Source organism: Rossellomorea vietnamensis (genome assembly GCF_025398035.1).
GTDB classification, from domain to species: domain Bacteria; phylum Bacillota; class Bacilli; order Bacillales; family Bacillaceae_B; genus Rossellomorea; species Rossellomorea vietnamensis_B.
The window spans coordinates 756,358-771,407 of record NZ_CP104558.1 but is presented as its reverse complement, the minus strand read 5'-3'; the positions used below and the strand labels follow the sequence as shown (position 1 = coordinate 771,407).

Below are 15,050 nucleotides of genomic sequence, written 5' to 3'. Positions count from 1 at the left end.
GGATGTTTTCAATGAAGAAAGCCCCTAAAGAAAAGACAACAAGTAAGGAATCCAAAGGAGCAACCCTGGCAGAATTGAGGGAATTATTCTCACATAGTCAGGATTTATTGATCAAGGCCCATTTCTTTAATGGGACGGAAACGACCATCGTTTATTTTGATAGTCTCGTGGATCGGCATTATTTAGATCAATATATTTTTCCAAAGGTTAAAGAAACCTCCCATGTAACCTTCGTTGAAAAAATCAAGAGTTTGTTTCAGACAGATGAAATCACACAGGGCTCGATTGAAGAATGGTCTTCCGCTCTATTTTCAGGGTTTGTCCTTCTCTTTGTTGAAGAAAGGGTTATTTCCATCCACGCAGGAAATTTACCGAAAAGATTACCGGAAGAATCATCTTTGGAAACTTCGATCCGGGGACCTAAAGACGGATTCGTGGAAGATTTGAATACGAATATTTCTTTAATCAGAAGGAGATTGTTCACCCCCTCCCTATGTGTAGAAAAATATAAGATTGGAACAAGGTCACATACTGAAGTAGCGATTTTGTATCTGGATGATGTTATCGATAAGAGTGTGCTGAATGAATTATACACAAGGCTTGATAAGATAGACATCGACGTATTGACGGGGAATCAGCATCTTGAATCACTTATTGATGATAATCCTTATTCAATATTTACAAGTTTCGACTACACAGGAAGACCGGATTTCATCGTCGACTCGTTAAATCAGGGAAGGTTTGCACTGATTGTCGATGGTTTTCCGACTATTTCTTTGGCTCCGGTCAATTTATTGATGCAAATTAAGTCTCCGGAAGACTCAAGCATCAATTATGTGTACGTGTCCCTTGAAAGAGTCATAAGGATGGTGGGAATATTAATTTCTGCATTCTTACCTGGGATTTGGGTGGCTTTCTCTGCCTATAACATTGAACAAATCCCTTATCTGCTTGTGGCAACCATCTCCATGTCTCGTTTCGGACTGCCTCTGTCAGCACCGGTGGAAATGTTCATTGTCCTGTTTTTATTCGAGTTCTTCAATGAAGCGGGTGTACGTCTTCCGAGGGCAATCGGACAAACCGTGTCGGTATTGGGAGGGTTGATTGTAGGGGATGCGGCTATCAGGGCAGGCATGACATCACCAACCATGCTGGTCATTGGTGCCATTACATATATATCTTCCTTCACCCTCGTCAATCAATCCTTGAAATATGGGACGACGGTACTCAGGTTCCTTGTATTACTGGTAAGTACGTTCTTTGGCTTGTTTGGTGTTGTCATGATCTTCATCCTGACGGTCCTTTATTTATCCACCCTCTCATCTTTCGGTGCACCTTATTTAGGGACGGTTGCTCCTATTGGATGGAACGAAGCCATACGATCCTTTCTAAGGATGCCAATCCAGTTCTATAAGCAGCGAACGTCTTCCACTAATCCCGTAGACCAAACGAGGAAAGGTAATCATCCAAATGAACAACAAGATAACTAAATTCATGATCATTCTTTTGATGCTTGCTTTATCGGGTTGTACTGGATCAAAAAACATCCAGGACTTAACCTATATTGTCGCAATTGGTTTGGATTATGATGAAATAAAAGATGAATATACTGCATACATCCAGGGATTGAATTTTGCAAATGTCGCGAAGCAGGAGGGAAGCAGATCAACTGATCCGATCCCGACCTTTGTAGGCTCTGCCAAAGGGAAAACCTTGAACATAGCAGTCAGTAACTTATATAAAGTATCGAGACCGCCATTATTTTTTGGACACACCAAAACGCTTGTCTTGTCCAAGAATCTATTGAAGTATAAATTCAAAGAAGTATTAGAGGACGTTGGCAGAAACCGTTCCCTGCGGCCCAGCCTCGAACTGTTTGTAACAGATACGAATATTGAAGATATTTTTAGTGCGAAGGGATTATTTGATTACCCGCCTGTATACACGGTTCTCCTGACCGAAGAAAAATCAGAGGGAATCGAAAATGACATCGATTCAACGAGCTTGATGCACTTCTTAAGGGAATATTATGAACCGATGGGTACTGCGCTGATTCCAAATATAGCAATCGACCGTCAATCATGGCATGCAGATGAGGAAGTAGCTTCTCTCTATTTAGATGGATATAGCGTCTTTCAAGATGAAACATTCAAAGGGGAAATTTCGGCGAGTGAATCCATGACTGTGGACTGGCTTCAGAATAAGAAAAATTCACTCGATTATGCCTTATATGAAGAGGGTGAGGTCCTGTCGACATTTAAATTAACAGCAGATGAACCGAAAGTGAAATATCATGAAGATCATGCGAATTTCCCGAAATTTTCGTTGGAAGTAAGCGTGGAAGCTGAATTGTTAGAAAAGATAAATGATATGCCTCTCAAAGATTTACAGGCTAATCTTCAAAAATCGTTAGAAGAAAAGATTACGAAGACTTATCAACTTGGTTTCGAGAAGAAGATGGATCTATTCGATGTGGGTGAACGGTGGTATCGTTCCCATCCTGAAAAGTTCAATGATTTGGAAAATGATGGTGACAGATTTTACCTATCAGACAATTCACTAAAAAAAGTAAATGTGAAAGTTGAGATCAAACATTTCAATGCCTACCGATATATAAAAGAAACGAGATAATAAAGAGAAGGAAATCACCACATGAATTTCCTTTTTCTCTTTCTTTTTCCAATTGAATTGCATAACATGAAGGTAGGTCTTAGGGAATGGAGGAACAATCACTGTGCAAATAAGTATTTATATCATGTTATTAGTAGTATCTGCTGTCATTGCGATCGGTTGGAGCTGGAAGAGATTATTGGATTTCAATTCTTATAAGAAACCATTTTTAGAAGGAGTCGCCCTTCAATTTGTTTTTCTTATCTTTGCATCTGTATGGTGGCTTATCACAGAGGACATTTCAGACGGGGTGATGGGTGTATTCTATTATTTCCTTGCATTCCTAACGATTATGGTCGTTCATGGGTTCACCCTGCATTATCTCTTTTCAAAGAAGAAGATGAAGGAGCGGGAAGAATAAATGCTATAGAGATCGGAATTCAGTTGTACATCATTCATATAATAAGCTCAGGAACAGAGGTTTCACAAAATAGACAATGAATCTTATCATCAGGAATTGTTTTTTTATCCTCTTTTTACTAACATAGAATGGGAGAGACAGATAAAGTCGGAGGAGATAAAGATGTCAAAAACCAAAACATTCATTGTGGTGATGACCATCATCGGGGTACTCCTTGCAGGTTGCAGCAACAGTGACTTTCAAGCAGAAACGGATTATGAAGTGGAAGAATTTTCCTATACGAATCAGAACAATAAACAAGTCAGCTTAAAAGATTTAAAGGGACAGGTCTGGATAGCCGACTTCATCTTTACCAGTTGCGAAACAGTTTGCCCGCCAATGACCTTCAACTTGACAAAGCTGCAAAAGAAGTTAAAAGAAGAAGGGGTAAAAGATTATAAAATCGTTTCCTTCAGTGTGGATCCGGAAACAGATACACCAGACGCATTAAAAGAGTACATATCAAATTTCGAAGCAGACACAAGTAAATGGGAGCTTTTGACCGGTTATGAATTCGATGAAGTGAAGGACCTTGCGGAACACTCCTTCCGTTCAATCGTAGCGGACGATCCTAATTCCGATCAGATGATTCATGGGACCAGCTTCTATCTGGTGAACCAGAAAGGGACTGTCGTTAAAACATACAGTGGCAACAGCGATGTTCCGTATGATGAAATCGTTCAGGATATGGAAACATTAATTAAAGAAGGATCTGAATAAATCATACTAAGAGAATCACAGGATGCGTGATTCTCTTTTTTTTTTGCGATTTTTCATTCCAATATTAGGATGCTAACGATTATAATGATGAAAAGGAATGGGAGTTGACATGATGAAAATTCGTCCGATCGAAGTGAAAGATGCTGAAAGAATAGTAGAAATCATGCGCCAAAAGACGGTTCTACCCAATATCATCGCGTTACCGAGTTTGAGGGTCGAGAAGTTTGAATCGAGATTGAAGAACCCTTCAACCAACCAGCATGATTTTATAGCAGAAGTGGATGGGATGGTAGTGGGGCTCTGCGGATTAAGCCAAGGCCTCGGCAGACGTTCCCACACGGGAAGTTTATTCGTATTTATTGATGAGCAATATCATGGGAGGGGAATCGGAACCAGCCTCATTCAGAATGCCATCGATTTGGCGGATAATTGGTTGATGATCGAGCGTATTGAGCTGACAGTCATAGACGTTAATACCAAAGCGAAAGCTTTATATGAGAGATTGGGATTTGAAGATGAGGGGTTCAAACATGCCTCCATTGTCCAGAATGGCCGATTTGCGGGGGAATATTGCATGGCGAGATTTCGTCCGGGTGGTGCTGTTAAGAGGGAATATGATAATGTTAAGGAATCTACAGCTAAATTATAGAACAGCAGGTGAGTGCAAATTCGAAATTCTAAGGGAATGCTGATAATTGATATACTGATCACATTATTCATTTTTATATGGGTAGTGAAATCCTTTTCAGACGGGGAAGTATGGAAGGGAGTTCTGTTTGCCGTTTGTTTTGCTATCATGGCAGGGGTACTGGTATTCAGATTCAAGAAGAAATGATAGAAAGTGGGGAGAGGATGAGAAAGGACCATTACACGATTGGAATGGCCGGACATATCGATCATGGAAAAACCACTCTCACAAAGGCACTGACTTCGGTTGACACCGATCGGCTTAAAGAGGAAAAGGAGCGGAGTATCTCAATTGAACCTGGATTCGCTCCTTTGTATGAGGATGATACGATTGAGATTTCTGTAGTGGATGTGCCGGGTCACGAACGCTTCATCCGTCAAATGATTGCAGGTGTAGCGGGAATCGATCTTGTTGTACTCGCAGTTGCAGCTGATGAAGGAGTGATGCCGCAAACGAAAGAGCATCTAGATATTCTGTCCCTACTTGGAATAAGTCAATGCATTGTCGTCTTGACAAAAATTTCTAAAGTCGAAGAAGATTTGAGAGAGATCGCCCGGGAAGAAGTCAGCGAAGAATTGAAGGGAACCGAATTTGAAGGCTCTCCCATACTATCGGCCGACGGATTGACAGGCGAAGGAGTGACGGCCCTTAAAGAAACCATCATTTCCTCCTTGAAAGGTCTGCCTTCAAGGAATACCGCAGGGGATTTTCGATTGCCTGTTGATCAGGTCTTTACTGTAAAGGGGCAGGGAACGGTGGTGAGAGGAACGATTTATGAAGGAAGTCTGGAGACGGGTCAGGATCTGACCATTCTCCCACTGGGGATACATACAAAAGCGAAACAAATTCAGGTTCACCACCGTAAGGCAGAAATGGGATACGCCGGTCAACGGGCTGCTGTCAACCTTCCCGGTGTGGACCATAAATCCCTTAAACGGGGAAATGTACTTGTCTCTTCCCCTCACCTTTTTACGGCAAACACTATTGACGTTTGCATTCAAGTACTACATACTGTCCGTTATGAAATCAAGCAGAGAATGCGGGTCATGATCCATACAGGAACGTCTGAGGTCTTCGGGAAGCTTGTGTTCTTTGATCGAAATAAAGTGGAAGTAGGTATAGACACCGACACGATTCTATGCCAGATACGCCTTGATGAATCCATCATGGTTAAACGTGGAGACCGTTTTATTATCAGGAGGCCCTCACCGGTTGAAACCATCGGTGGAGGGTGGATCATACAGCCGAACGGAGGCAATTACCGGTTTGGAGAAGAAACGATTGGCTACCTTAAATCCCTGATTGAAGGAACCCCGGGTGAAAGGGCACTAAGAGTACTTGATCGATATAAATCCCTTGATAGGGAAACGTTGAAAAAGGAAGGATCCCTTTCAGAAGAATGTATGGCTGAGTTACTTAAGGAACAGGAATGGATTCAACTTTCTGATTCAACCATAACCCATTGTAAAATCGTTAAAGAATGCCGGAATGCGATTAAATATTTCCTATTGACGTTTCATGAGAAATTTCCCTTATTGAGGGGAGTGAATCGTGCAGAATTAAAGCAACGCTTGAGTGAATATCCTGAAAGTCTGGCAGATTATGTGTTGGAGGACGGGAATTTGGTCGAGGGAAAAGGTCTTGTTCGTTTGGTTGGTTTCACACCCCGTCTGCCACCAGCTTGGGAGAAGCGATGCAATCAGCTTCTCGATTTACTGGAAAGGGACGGCACACAGGTAAAAGACATGGAAGAGTATTTTGAGAGGGTAGGGATACCGGAGAAGTGGCAATCGGACTTCAATCGATTCTTCGTACAGGAAAAGAAAATAATACCCCTGGACGATAAGAAAGCTTATTCATCTGGGGTGTTTAACGATGCAACCATTCGCTTGAGGAAGCATACAGATGAAGCATTTCAAGTAGGGGAAGCGAAAGAAATACTCGGCTTATCCAGAAAATATATGATTCCTTTCCTGGAAAAGCTTGATAAAGAAGGGGTGACGCTTCGCATAGAAGGGAAACGAAAATGGATGGGCTATAATGATAAGGATAAAGAATAAGTGGGAAGGAAGTATATTCTGGTTGATCAACATAACTAAAGTACAAATTGCTGCTGATCATTCTGTGGCATAGTAGAAAGTAGGATAGGAAATTATGAAAGAGTTATGGAGCGCATTTGGCTGGGTGCTTCCGATAATGATCTTTGTGACGGTTACCCTTATCTTTGCGATCTCCTTTTGGAAGAAAAGAAGGGGTAAGGGCAGCTGGCTGAACTTACTCCCTGTATTATTTACATGTATTTCAATCGGTGGCATCTGTCTGATCACCTTGACTCCATTGGAAAACGTTTCAGAGGGATCAGTGAATTTCGATCCTTTCTCCAATTTAAAGTTGAATCTGTTGTACCGTAATCATTTGGATGTACCAATCCGTAATCTCCTTGCCAATATTATATTGTTTATTCCCTTCACCTTTTTTCTTGCCTGGTGGATGAGACAATCCAAACAATTAATATTGATGGTCACTTTCCTTGGGGGGATCTTTTCATTTGGAATTGAGTTGGCTCAATACTACTTGCATTTAGGAAGAGCAACGGATATTGATGATTGGATGATGAACACAATGGGATCATTTATAGGCGGCATTCTGTTCGTCATCGCCCGCTATATCTATACATTGTTGAAAATCAATAAGAAAATCAAGTAAGAGCGTCGACGTTATGTTGACGCTCTTTTATTGCTTCTCATTTAGCCTGTTCATCGATAAACTTTGACCACGGATGTATAGTCCTTCCCTATAAACAAAAGCTATCAATACCATGAAAGGGGGGATTCTCGTGTTGAAGAAAATAATAATAGCCATGATGGCCGTGACTGCGATATCCGTGGTATTGATTCTTATCATGCAATGGGATGTAAAACAAGGTGTGAAAAACTATACGAGAACCCACCCGATGACAGAAACCCTTTCAAGTAATGCTTCAATTGACGTTTATAATACAGGAAAAAGCTTTTATCAAAACCTTTTTAAGGATATTGAGTCCGCTGAACAATATGTTTGGATCCACTTCTTTATCATTCGGGATGACGAAGTCTCTCAAGAGTTTTTTGATGTATTGACGAAAAAAGCTCAAACGGGTGTGGATGTCCGTCTATCTGTTGACTTTCTTGGGTCAGATATTCAGAAAAAGTCCATCAAGAGGCTGGAAAAGGCCGGAGTAAAGGTTACGAAAAGCAGACCCATTAAATTTAAGAATATTTTCTATTCCCTTCACCATCGGAACCATCGCAGGCTTATTTCCATTGATGAAAGCATTGCCTATATTGGAGGATTCAACATGGGGGATGAATATCTCGGAAAAGATCCAAAGCTTGGCTACTGGAGGGACTACCATATTCGGTTGGCCGGCGATGCGGGGAAAGAAGTATATAAGCAGTTCAAAAAAGATTGGACAGAGGACGGTGGCGAGAGTATAAAGAGTGCTCCTCGACCATACACGTCAGCAAGCTCTGAAGGCACTGTTCATTTCATTTTTTCTACTGGAGATCCTCTTATTGAAAGAACCATTGACTGGATAAATGAAGCAGAAACGAGTGTGACCATCACAACGCCATATTTTATCCCCAACAGTAAGCTTATCACCGCATTGAAAGATGCAGTGAAGAGAGGGGTCGAGGTGAATATCCTTGTACCGGATAATACGGATGCCTGGTTCACCAAACCCGTTAGTTACAGAATAGAAAAGAGCCTTTTAGAAGAAGGAGTGAAATTATATCTGTATCAGAAGGGGTTTTTTCACGGTAAGGTGATGGTTGTAGATCATGCATGGGCCGATGTAGGGACAGCCAATTGGGATCCGCGCAGCTTTTACTTAAATGATGAGAGCAACTGCATCATTCGGGACGAAAAAGTGGCGAAACATTTGGAATCCCTAATTGAAAATGATATGAAGGATAGTGAAAAGCTGACCATGGAAGCTTTCGATGAGCTGCCCTCCTGGGAAAAAGCCTTACAAAAGACACCCCCCTGGCTTTATTATTACTTCTAGTTCAATCTGGATTCATGATGTACCGAGGTAAAAATTTTTGTTGAATAAGAAAATATGGTAAAGTGTTCTCATATAGTTTAGATATAAACACCTTAATAAAGAAAGGGATTGTCCATGAGCGAGCTCTTGTTTATAGCTTTGTTTGTTCTTTCGTTAATGGCATTTACGTTTTTTAATGTGTCAAAGAAGAAACATGTTTCAAAGTATCACAAGTCGATAGCAGTCACAATTGTCATCTTCTCTGTGATCGGCATGATGTTGGCGGTCCTTCTTTACCTTCCGAACGCTTCTTAGAAAACGGAGAATACTGAAAAAGCAAAAGACACAAGAGGAAGGTCTCACGTGTCTTTTTTTTATGTCTGAGGATGCTGGACCAACCTACTTATAGATTGTTTGCCTCACAGTGGGCGGAAATTTGATATGATTAGATATAGCTTAGTGCTCGTGGAAAGATCGAATCATCATGGATACTGACTGTGCGTATGGCAATAAAGGAGAATACAGATGAAAGCAGCAATGATTTTTGATATGGATGGTACATTATTTCAAACAGACCGCATTCTTGAGGCTTCACTTCATGATACATTCCAATTACTTAGAGATGAAGAAATGTGGGAGGGGGATACACCTCTCGAAAAATATAGAGAAATAATGGGTGTCCCCCTTTCTGATGTGTGGAGGACCCTATTGCCCCTGCATCCCTTGCAGACACATGAAAGAGTAAATGAAGTATTTCAGGATAAATTGATTCAAAACATATTGGATGGAATGGGCGCCCTCTATCCCCATACAGAGGACCTCTTAGCCTATTTGTCCGAAAGGGGATTTCCGATTTTTGTGGCAAGTAACGGCTATCCACGTTATCTGGAGGCAATCGTGGAATATTACGGGTTGGATCGATGGATCTTATCCTGCTATAGTATTGAGGATATTGACTCTGAGGATAAGGGTGAACTCATTCGGAAAGTGAAGGTGGATCACAATCTCAGTCACGGAATTGTGATCGGAGACAGACGATCTGACTTTAAAGGAGCCGAGGCGAATGAGTTCCTCTCCATCGGATGTGCTTTTGATTTTTCTCAGGAAAATGAGTTACATGAAGCAGACATCGTGGTCGGTGAATTGATTGAAATCAGAGAATATTTAGAGAAGGTGAAATGAAATAAGAGAGAGGAGTGATCGAGTGGAGGAGGAAAAACTGGCCATTTTTAATGAGAATGGAGATAGGTTAGGGGTCACGAGCCGTTCGGAGGTGCACGCGAAGGGTTACTGGCATGAGACCTTTCACTGCTGGTTTGTTCATTATGACGAGGATTTGAAGGAAACTTTCATCTATTTTCAGCTAAGAAGTGACGATAAGAAGGATTTTCCCGGTCTTTTGGATATTACGGCCGCCGGACATATTTTGTCCGATGAGAAGATTGAAGACGGTGTGAGGGAAGTCCATGAAGAGTTGGGAATCAAGGTCAAATTTGAGGAATTGGAGGATCTGGGGGTGGTAAAAGGGGAACTCATTCAAGAAAATATGATAGACAGGGAGCATACCAATGTATTCCTCTATACCAAGCCGGTCTCATACGAGGAATTTCAGCTTCAGACGGAGGAAGTTTCAGGTATTTTACGTTCAAGCCTGTCCGATTTCAAATCGCTTATTCAACATGATAAAGCAGAAATCGAACTGGAAGGATTTGTTGTCACTAAAGATGGGGTGAAGAACGATATCAGCAAAAAGGCCGGTTATCATCATTTCGTCCCTCATGAAAGGCCCTACCTTATCGAAATCATCGATCGAATAGAACAGAAAATGTAAGAAAGTAATTCCTCTTTCCCATAGCGGGAATGGATGATGAAGGCTATCATGAATATTTGGTACATACATACTGTGAAAGAGAGTAGGAGAAACATTGAACGGCACAGCGCACATGGCAATTGGAGCAGCAACAGGTTTTATCGTGGCGAACTCATTTGGATCCGGCCCGGGTGCGACAGCCGCACTTGTAGCAATCGGCGGGATATCCGGACTCATACCTGATTTGGATATTGATGGAAAGCTTAGTAACAAAGTTACTTTCTCCCCCAAAATGATCAGGTCGGTGGCGCAAATCATCGGCTTTCTCATGATGGTGTACAGCTATCTTGAAGGCAGTGGGAAAGAACGGTGGCTTGGGATTGGCTATGGGGGAGGAATGATGTTACTCACAAGCTTCATCACCCAGAGAAGAATGCTGATGATTACCGGCATAGGTGTGACGGCATGTGGATGGCAATTAAATGAAATATGGTTATGGTTACTGGGCATCTATATATTTATTGCTTCCTTCGTGTCACATCGCAGTTATACCCACTCTGTAATGGGGTTAATATACTATGCTATCATCGCTCGTTATCTCGAGACTTCTATCCTGATTGATGGAGTATTTGAAGCATGTGTCATCGGATATGCGAGTCATTTGATCGCGGATATGAAGTTTCTCCCTTTTAATAAGAGAGGTATTAAGCTCTTCCTTCCTCTTTCGTCAAAAGAAATCTAAAATGTGTTTATACCCACTTGACCATTATTTACCTATCCATTAAAATAATGGGAACACAATAAATGGTTAAATGCAATGAAGAAGAAGAGTAGACGATCGAAACATTTAAGAGAGCTGATGGATGGTGAGAATCAGTATGGGAAATCGTTGAATGGGCTTTTGAGCATCCAGGCTGAAATAAAGTAGGTTTTGGCGGAAGGTCTCACCGATAAAAGGGACGATGTATAGAACGTGATTTCTGTACAGATGAGTGCGTTTACTGAAGTGTAAACGAATGAAGGTGGCACCACGGGTTTCCCGTCCTTTTTAGAGGACGGGAAGCCCTTTTTGTGTTTTCTGATTATTTTTCAACGGAGGGTATGATGGGGATGAAAAAACAAGTTCTGACTGGTATCAAGCCAACTGGCCGTATACATTTGGGGAATTATATTGGTGCGATTAAACCGGCTTTGGGATTGGCGGAGAACCAATCATATAACACCGCTTATTTTGTTGCGGATTATCATGGTTTAACAAAAATCCATGATCCCATTGAAATGAAGGAACTTTCTTATGGGGTGGCGGCAGCGTGGTTAGCGTTAGGGTTGAATCCTGATTCAGCGATTTTTTACCGTCAATCTGATGTGCCTGAAATCTTTGAGCTGAGCTGGATTCTTTCTTGTTTTGCACCAAAAGGATTATTAAACCGGTCTCACGCATATAAATCAATGGTTGAAGAAAATAAAGAAAGCGGGAGAAATGTTGATGCTGGAGTCAATATGGGATTATTTACGTATCCCATTTTAATGGCTGCGGATATCCTCCTTTTTCAAACCGAGTTGGTCCCTGTCGGAAAAGATCAAATACAGCATGTGGAAATTGCCAGAGACATAGCTGAAAGCTTTAACAATCAATATGGAGAAACATTTGTCATCCCTGAATACGTCATCCAGGAAGAAACGGCCGTTCTACCTGGACTGGACGGCCGCAAGATGAGTAAAAGTTATAATAACACCATTCCTTTATTTGAAGAACCAAAAAAGCTTCAAAAATTGATCAATAAAATCAAAACGGATTCTTCACTTCCTGAAGAACCTAAGGATCCTGACGATTCAATCATTTTTGGTCTTTACAAAGAATTTGCAACCACTGATCAATCGGAAAAAATGAGAAGGAGATTTCAACAAGGAATAGGCTGGGGGGAAGCGAAGAAAGAACTTTTCGACGTAATGAATTCATTCATCGAAGTACCAAGGTCGGAATATGAAGACCTATTGAACAATTGGGATAGACTGGATGCCATCTTACTGAATGGAGCCACAAAAGCACGAAAAAAAACAATCCCATTCATGAAAGAGATTAAAAGGAAAATAGGATTGTATCATTGAAAAAGAAAAAATGATCATGATGTTTTTCAGATAATTCATAATTGTCATTGACATTTCTATGTCTTTGTTATAAGTTATGAGAAAGCATTTTAACAATTTCATATTGTTTCTTATCAAGAGAGGTAGAGGGACTGGCCCGAAGACACCTCAGCAACCAGCCGCAGTAACAGGTATGGTGCTAATTCCAGCAAGTTGATGTCAACTTGGACGATAAGAGGGAGAACGAACGTATAAAACCTTCTTATTTTCATAAGAAGGTTTTTTGTTTCTTCCCCTTTTCATTTTCTAGGGACGAAAAGGAGAGAAGGATGTTGAAAAAACATATTGATACATTGCTTGTCCAGGCAGGCAATCGGAAGGATTCAGCGACTGGTGCCGTAAGCCTGCCCATTCATCTATCGACAGCATATGAACATAAAGGGATCGGTGAATCAACCGGATATGATTATACGAGAACTGGTAATCCAACCAGGGCGACCCTTGAAGAAACATTGGCTCAATTGGAAGAAGGGCATAGAGGATTTGCATTCAGTTCGGGAATGGCTGCCATTCAAGCAATCCTTGGTTTATTCTCATATGGGGATGAATTGATTGTATCGAAGGATCTTTACGGAGGAAGCTACCGCTTATTTGTTCAGTATGAAGCCCAATATAATATCAAATTTCATTTTGTTGATACAAGTGATACTCATTCTATAGAAGAACACATATCGAAGAGGACGAAGGCTATTTTTCTTGAAACACCAACCAATCCATTAATGAATGAAGCATGTATCTCTGAGGTTGCTGCCATTTCAAAGAGGAATGGATTGCTCTTGATCGTCGATAATACCTTTTATACACCCATTCTGCAAAAACCGATTAAAGAGGGAGCGGACTTGGTTATCCATAGCGCTACCAAATACTTAGGAGGCCATAATGACGTTCTGGCTGGAGTTGTGGTTGTCAACACAGAGGACTTGGCTGAAAGGATCTATACCATTCAAAATTCAATCGGCGCAGTCCTTGCCCCATTTGATTGTTGGCTTTTAATAAGAGGGATGAAGACCCTTAGTCTCAGAATGGCCCAGCATGAAAAAAATGCACGAAAATTAGCCCAGTATCTTAAAAGGCATGACTGTGTAGCAGACGTCTTATATCCGGGGAAAGGAGGCATGCTATCCTTTCGCATTGCCAAGGAAGAATGGGTCGGCCCATTCCTCCAACATCTGAAGGTTATAACATTTGCTGAAAGTTTAGGAGGGGTTGAAAGCTTTATCACCTATCCTGCCACCCAGACCCATGCCGACATTCCTGAAGAAGAACGAAATAGACTTGGCATCTGTAACAGATTGCTCAGGTTTTCTGTAGGAATAGAATTTATCGACGACCTGATCGAAGACTTGGAGAATGTTTTTCAACAATTGGAAAAAGAGGTGTTAACGTATGAGTAAAAAACCATTTTCACTTCAGACGTCACTCATCCATTCCCGCGGATTTGATAAAGAGACAGGAGCTGTTTCTACGCCGATTCATCATGCTACAACCTTTCATCAACAGGATTTTGATCAGTATGGTACGTATGACTACAGCCGTTCGGGGAATCCAACAAGGGAAACAGTCGAAGAAACGATAGCGGAATTAGAACGCGGGGTAAGGGGTTTTGCCTTTTCATCCGGTATGGCTGCCATCTCAACAAGCTTTCTATTATTGTCGAGTGGGGATCACGTACTCGTCTCGGAGGAAGTATATGGGGGGACCTACAGGATGATCACGGAAGTCCTTACTAAATTTGATATAGAATACTCCTTTGTGAATATGAAAGATCTTCATGAGGTGGCTTGTGCAATTAAGCACAATACGAAGGTGATTTATATGGAAACCCCGTCAAACCCCTTATTGAATATCACCGATATTGAAGGGGTCGTGAAGCTTGCCAAGGCAAATGACTGCTTAACATTTCTGGATAATACATTCATGACGCCATTGCTGCAAAGGCCAATCAGTCTCGGTGTGGATGTTGTCCTGCACAGTGCGACGAAGTTTCTTGCCGGACATAGTGACGTCTTGGCAGGGCTTGCGGTAACGGGAGATGAAGAGATTGCCGGGAAACTTGCTTTCCTGCAGAATTCGTTTGGGGCAGTACTTGGGGTACAGGATTGCTGGCTGCTCTTAAGGGGGCTGAAAACATTGCATGTCCGATTGAAGGAATCATCGGAGTCGGCTTATAAGATTGCAAGCTTCCTAGAAGGCAGAAAGGAAGTAGAAGAAGTGTATTACCCGGGATTGAGCTATCATCCCGGTCGTGAAATTCAAGTCCGGCAGGCAGAGGGTCCAGGAGCGGTACTTTCCTTCCGATTAAAAGGGGAAGAGGAAGTGAAGCAACTCATCAAACATGTAAACATTCCCGTATTCGCCGTCAGTTTAGGAGCGGTCGAATCGATTCTATCCTATCCATCAAGAATGTCACATGCTTCCATGCCTAAGGCTGAAAGAGAGAGAAGAGGAATTACAGATGGGTTATTGCGATTATCCGTTGGTCTTGAAAACGCGGATGAATTAATTAAGGATCTTCAAAAAGGTTTAGACAGTATACAACAAATCAATCGAAGCAACGTGATCAATTTGTGAAGGGGGAGGAAGGATC

The 15,050-nt window shown here is 41.6% G+C and carries 15 protein-coding genes, 1 riboswitch and 1 other annotated feature; all 15 genes read left to right on the top strand.

The features are described from left to right. Positions 1-11 precede the first annotated feature (11 nt). The 15 genes from N5C46_RS04095 to metC all read left to right on the top strand — a co-directional run bounded on the left by N5C46_RS04095 (position 12) and on the right by metC (position 15,034). Positions 12-1,490, top strand: coding sequence for a spore germination protein (locus N5C46_RS04095; protein WP_261751046.1), 1,479 nt, complete (start codon positions 12-14; stop codon positions 1,488-1,490). Further along, the gene (locus N5C46_RS04090) at positions 1,471-2,631 is read left to right on the top strand and encodes a Ger(x)C family spore germination protein (protein ID WP_261751045.1); all 1,161 of its coding nucleotides are present in this window, start codon (positions 1,471-1,473) and stop codon (positions 2,629-2,631) included. The genes N5C46_RS04095 and N5C46_RS04090 overlap by 20 nt, the downstream gene beginning before the upstream one ends. Before the next feature lie 103 nt (positions 2,632-2,734). Then, entirely contained in the window at positions 2,735-3,031 is a 297-nt protein-coding gene (locus N5C46_RS04085; RefSeq protein ID WP_098440646.1) for a hypothetical protein, read from the top strand. A gap of 162 nt (positions 3,032-3,193) precedes the next feature. Then, the gene (locus N5C46_RS04080) at positions 3,194-3,790 is read left to right on the top strand and encodes an SCO family protein (RefSeq protein WP_261751044.1); all 597 of its coding nucleotides are present in this window, start codon (positions 3,194-3,196) and stop codon (positions 3,788-3,790) included. 112 nt (positions 3,791-3,902) lie between these two features. Next, the gene (locus N5C46_RS04075) at positions 3,903-4,439 is read left to right on the top strand and encodes a GNAT family N-acetyltransferase (RefSeq protein ID WP_420720437.1); all 537 of its coding nucleotides are present in this window, start codon (positions 3,903-3,905) and stop codon (positions 4,437-4,439) included. A gap of 203 nt (positions 4,440-4,642) precedes the next feature. Continuing rightward, the gene (gene selB, locus N5C46_RS04070; RefSeq protein WP_261751042.1) at positions 4,643-6,538 is read left to right on the top strand and encodes a selenocysteine-specific translation elongation factor; all 1,896 of its coding nucleotides are present in this window, start codon (positions 4,643-4,645) and stop codon (positions 6,536-6,538) included. 94 nt (positions 6,539-6,632) lie between these two features. Next, positions 6,633-7,184, top strand: coding sequence for a VanZ family protein (locus N5C46_RS04065; protein WP_261751041.1), 552 nt, complete (start codon positions 6,633-6,635; stop codon positions 7,182-7,184). Between the two features lie 130 nt (positions 7,185-7,314). Beyond that, entirely contained in the window at positions 7,315-8,526 is a 1,212-nt protein-coding gene (gene cls, locus N5C46_RS04060) for a cardiolipin synthase (protein WP_261751040.1), read from the top strand. 114 nt (positions 8,527-8,640) lie between these two features. After that, the gene (locus tag N5C46_RS04055; RefSeq protein ID WP_034759848.1) at positions 8,641-8,820 is read left to right on the top strand and encodes a hypothetical protein; all 180 of its coding nucleotides are present in this window, start codon (positions 8,641-8,643) and stop codon (positions 8,818-8,820) included. A 210-nt stretch (positions 8,821-9,030) separates the two neighbouring features. Beyond that, entirely contained in the window at positions 9,031-9,687 is a 657-nt protein-coding gene (locus N5C46_RS04050) for an HAD family hydrolase (RefSeq protein WP_261751039.1), read from the top strand. A gap of 22 nt (positions 9,688-9,709) precedes the next feature. Continuing rightward, complete coding sequence (locus tag N5C46_RS04045; protein ID WP_261751038.1) at positions 9,710-10,336, top strand: NUDIX hydrolase; 627 nt, start codon at positions 9,710-9,712, stop codon at positions 10,334-10,336. Positions 10,337-10,430: 94 nt separating this feature from the next. Continuing rightward, positions 10,431-11,057, top strand: coding sequence for a metal-dependent hydrolase (locus N5C46_RS04040; RefSeq protein ID WP_261751037.1), 627 nt, complete (start codon positions 10,431-10,433; stop codon positions 11,055-11,057). A 66-nt stretch (positions 11,058-11,123) separates the two neighbouring features. Continuing rightward, positions 11,124-11,365 (top strand) — a binding site (T-box leader). 60 nt (positions 11,366-11,425) lie between these two features. After that, positions 11,426-12,424, top strand: a complete 999-nt coding sequence (locus tag N5C46_RS04035; protein ID WP_261751036.1) for a tryptophan--tRNA ligase — start codon at positions 11,426-11,428, stop codon at positions 12,422-12,424. A 107-nt stretch (positions 12,425-12,531) separates the two neighbouring features. Next, positions 12,532-12,641, top strand: a riboswitch (SAM riboswitch). Between the two features lie 91 nt (positions 12,642-12,732). Next, on the top strand, positions 12,733-13,857 hold the full coding sequence (locus N5C46_RS04030) for a methionine biosynthesis PLP-dependent protein (RefSeq protein ID WP_261751035.1): 1,125 nt from the start codon (positions 12,733-12,735) through the stop codon (positions 13,855-13,857). Further along, on the top strand, positions 13,850-15,034 hold the full coding sequence (gene metC / locus N5C46_RS04025; RefSeq protein ID WP_261751034.1) for a cystathionine beta-lyase: 1,185 nt from the start codon (positions 13,850-13,852) through the stop codon (positions 15,032-15,034). Before N5C46_RS04030 ends, metC begins: the two co-directional genes overlap by 8 nt. Positions 15,035-15,050: the final 16 nt, after the last annotated feature.

What these genes read in the sequence shown, in the direction of transcription:
- N5C46_RS04035 (WP_261751036.1), top strand. Translation starts at nt 11,426, where the DNA reads ATGAAAAAACAAGTTCTGACTGGTATCAAGCCAACTGGCCGTATACAT.
- N5C46_RS04095 (WP_261751046.1), top strand. Translation starts at nt 12, where the DNA reads ATGAAGAAAGCCCCTAAAGAAAAGACAACAAGTAAGGAATCCAAAGGA.
- selB (WP_261751042.1), top strand. Translation starts at nt 4,643, where the DNA reads ATGAGAAAGGACCATTACACGATTGGAATGGCCGGACATATCGATCAT.
- metC (WP_261751034.1), top strand. Translation starts at nt 13,850, where the DNA reads ATGAGTAAAAAACCATTTTCACTTCAGACGTCACTCATCCATTCCCGC.
- N5C46_RS04050 (WP_261751039.1), top strand. Translation starts at nt 9,031, where the DNA reads ATGAAAGCAGCAATGATTTTTGATATGGATGGTACATTATTTCAAACA.
- N5C46_RS04030 (WP_261751035.1), top strand. Translation starts at nt 12,733, where the DNA reads ATGTTGAAAAAACATATTGATACATTGCTTGTCCAGGCAGGCAATCGG.
- N5C46_RS04080 (WP_261751044.1), top strand. Translation starts at nt 3,194, where the DNA reads ATGTCAAAAACCAAAACATTCATTGTGGTGATGACCATCATCGGGGTA.
- N5C46_RS04055 (WP_034759848.1), top strand. Translation starts at nt 8,641, where the DNA reads ATGAGCGAGCTCTTGTTTATAGCTTTGTTTGTTCTTTCGTTAATGGCA.
- N5C46_RS04075 (WP_420720437.1), top strand. Translation starts at nt 3,903, where the DNA reads ATGAAAATTCGTCCGATCGAAGTGAAAGATGCTGAAAGAATAGTAGAA.
- N5C46_RS04090 (WP_261751045.1), top strand. Translation starts at nt 1,471, where the DNA reads ATGAACAACAAGATAACTAAATTCATGATCATTCTTTTGATGCTTGCT.
- N5C46_RS04065 (WP_261751041.1), top strand. Translation starts at nt 6,633, where the DNA reads ATGAAAGAGTTATGGAGCGCATTTGGCTGGGTGCTTCCGATAATGATC.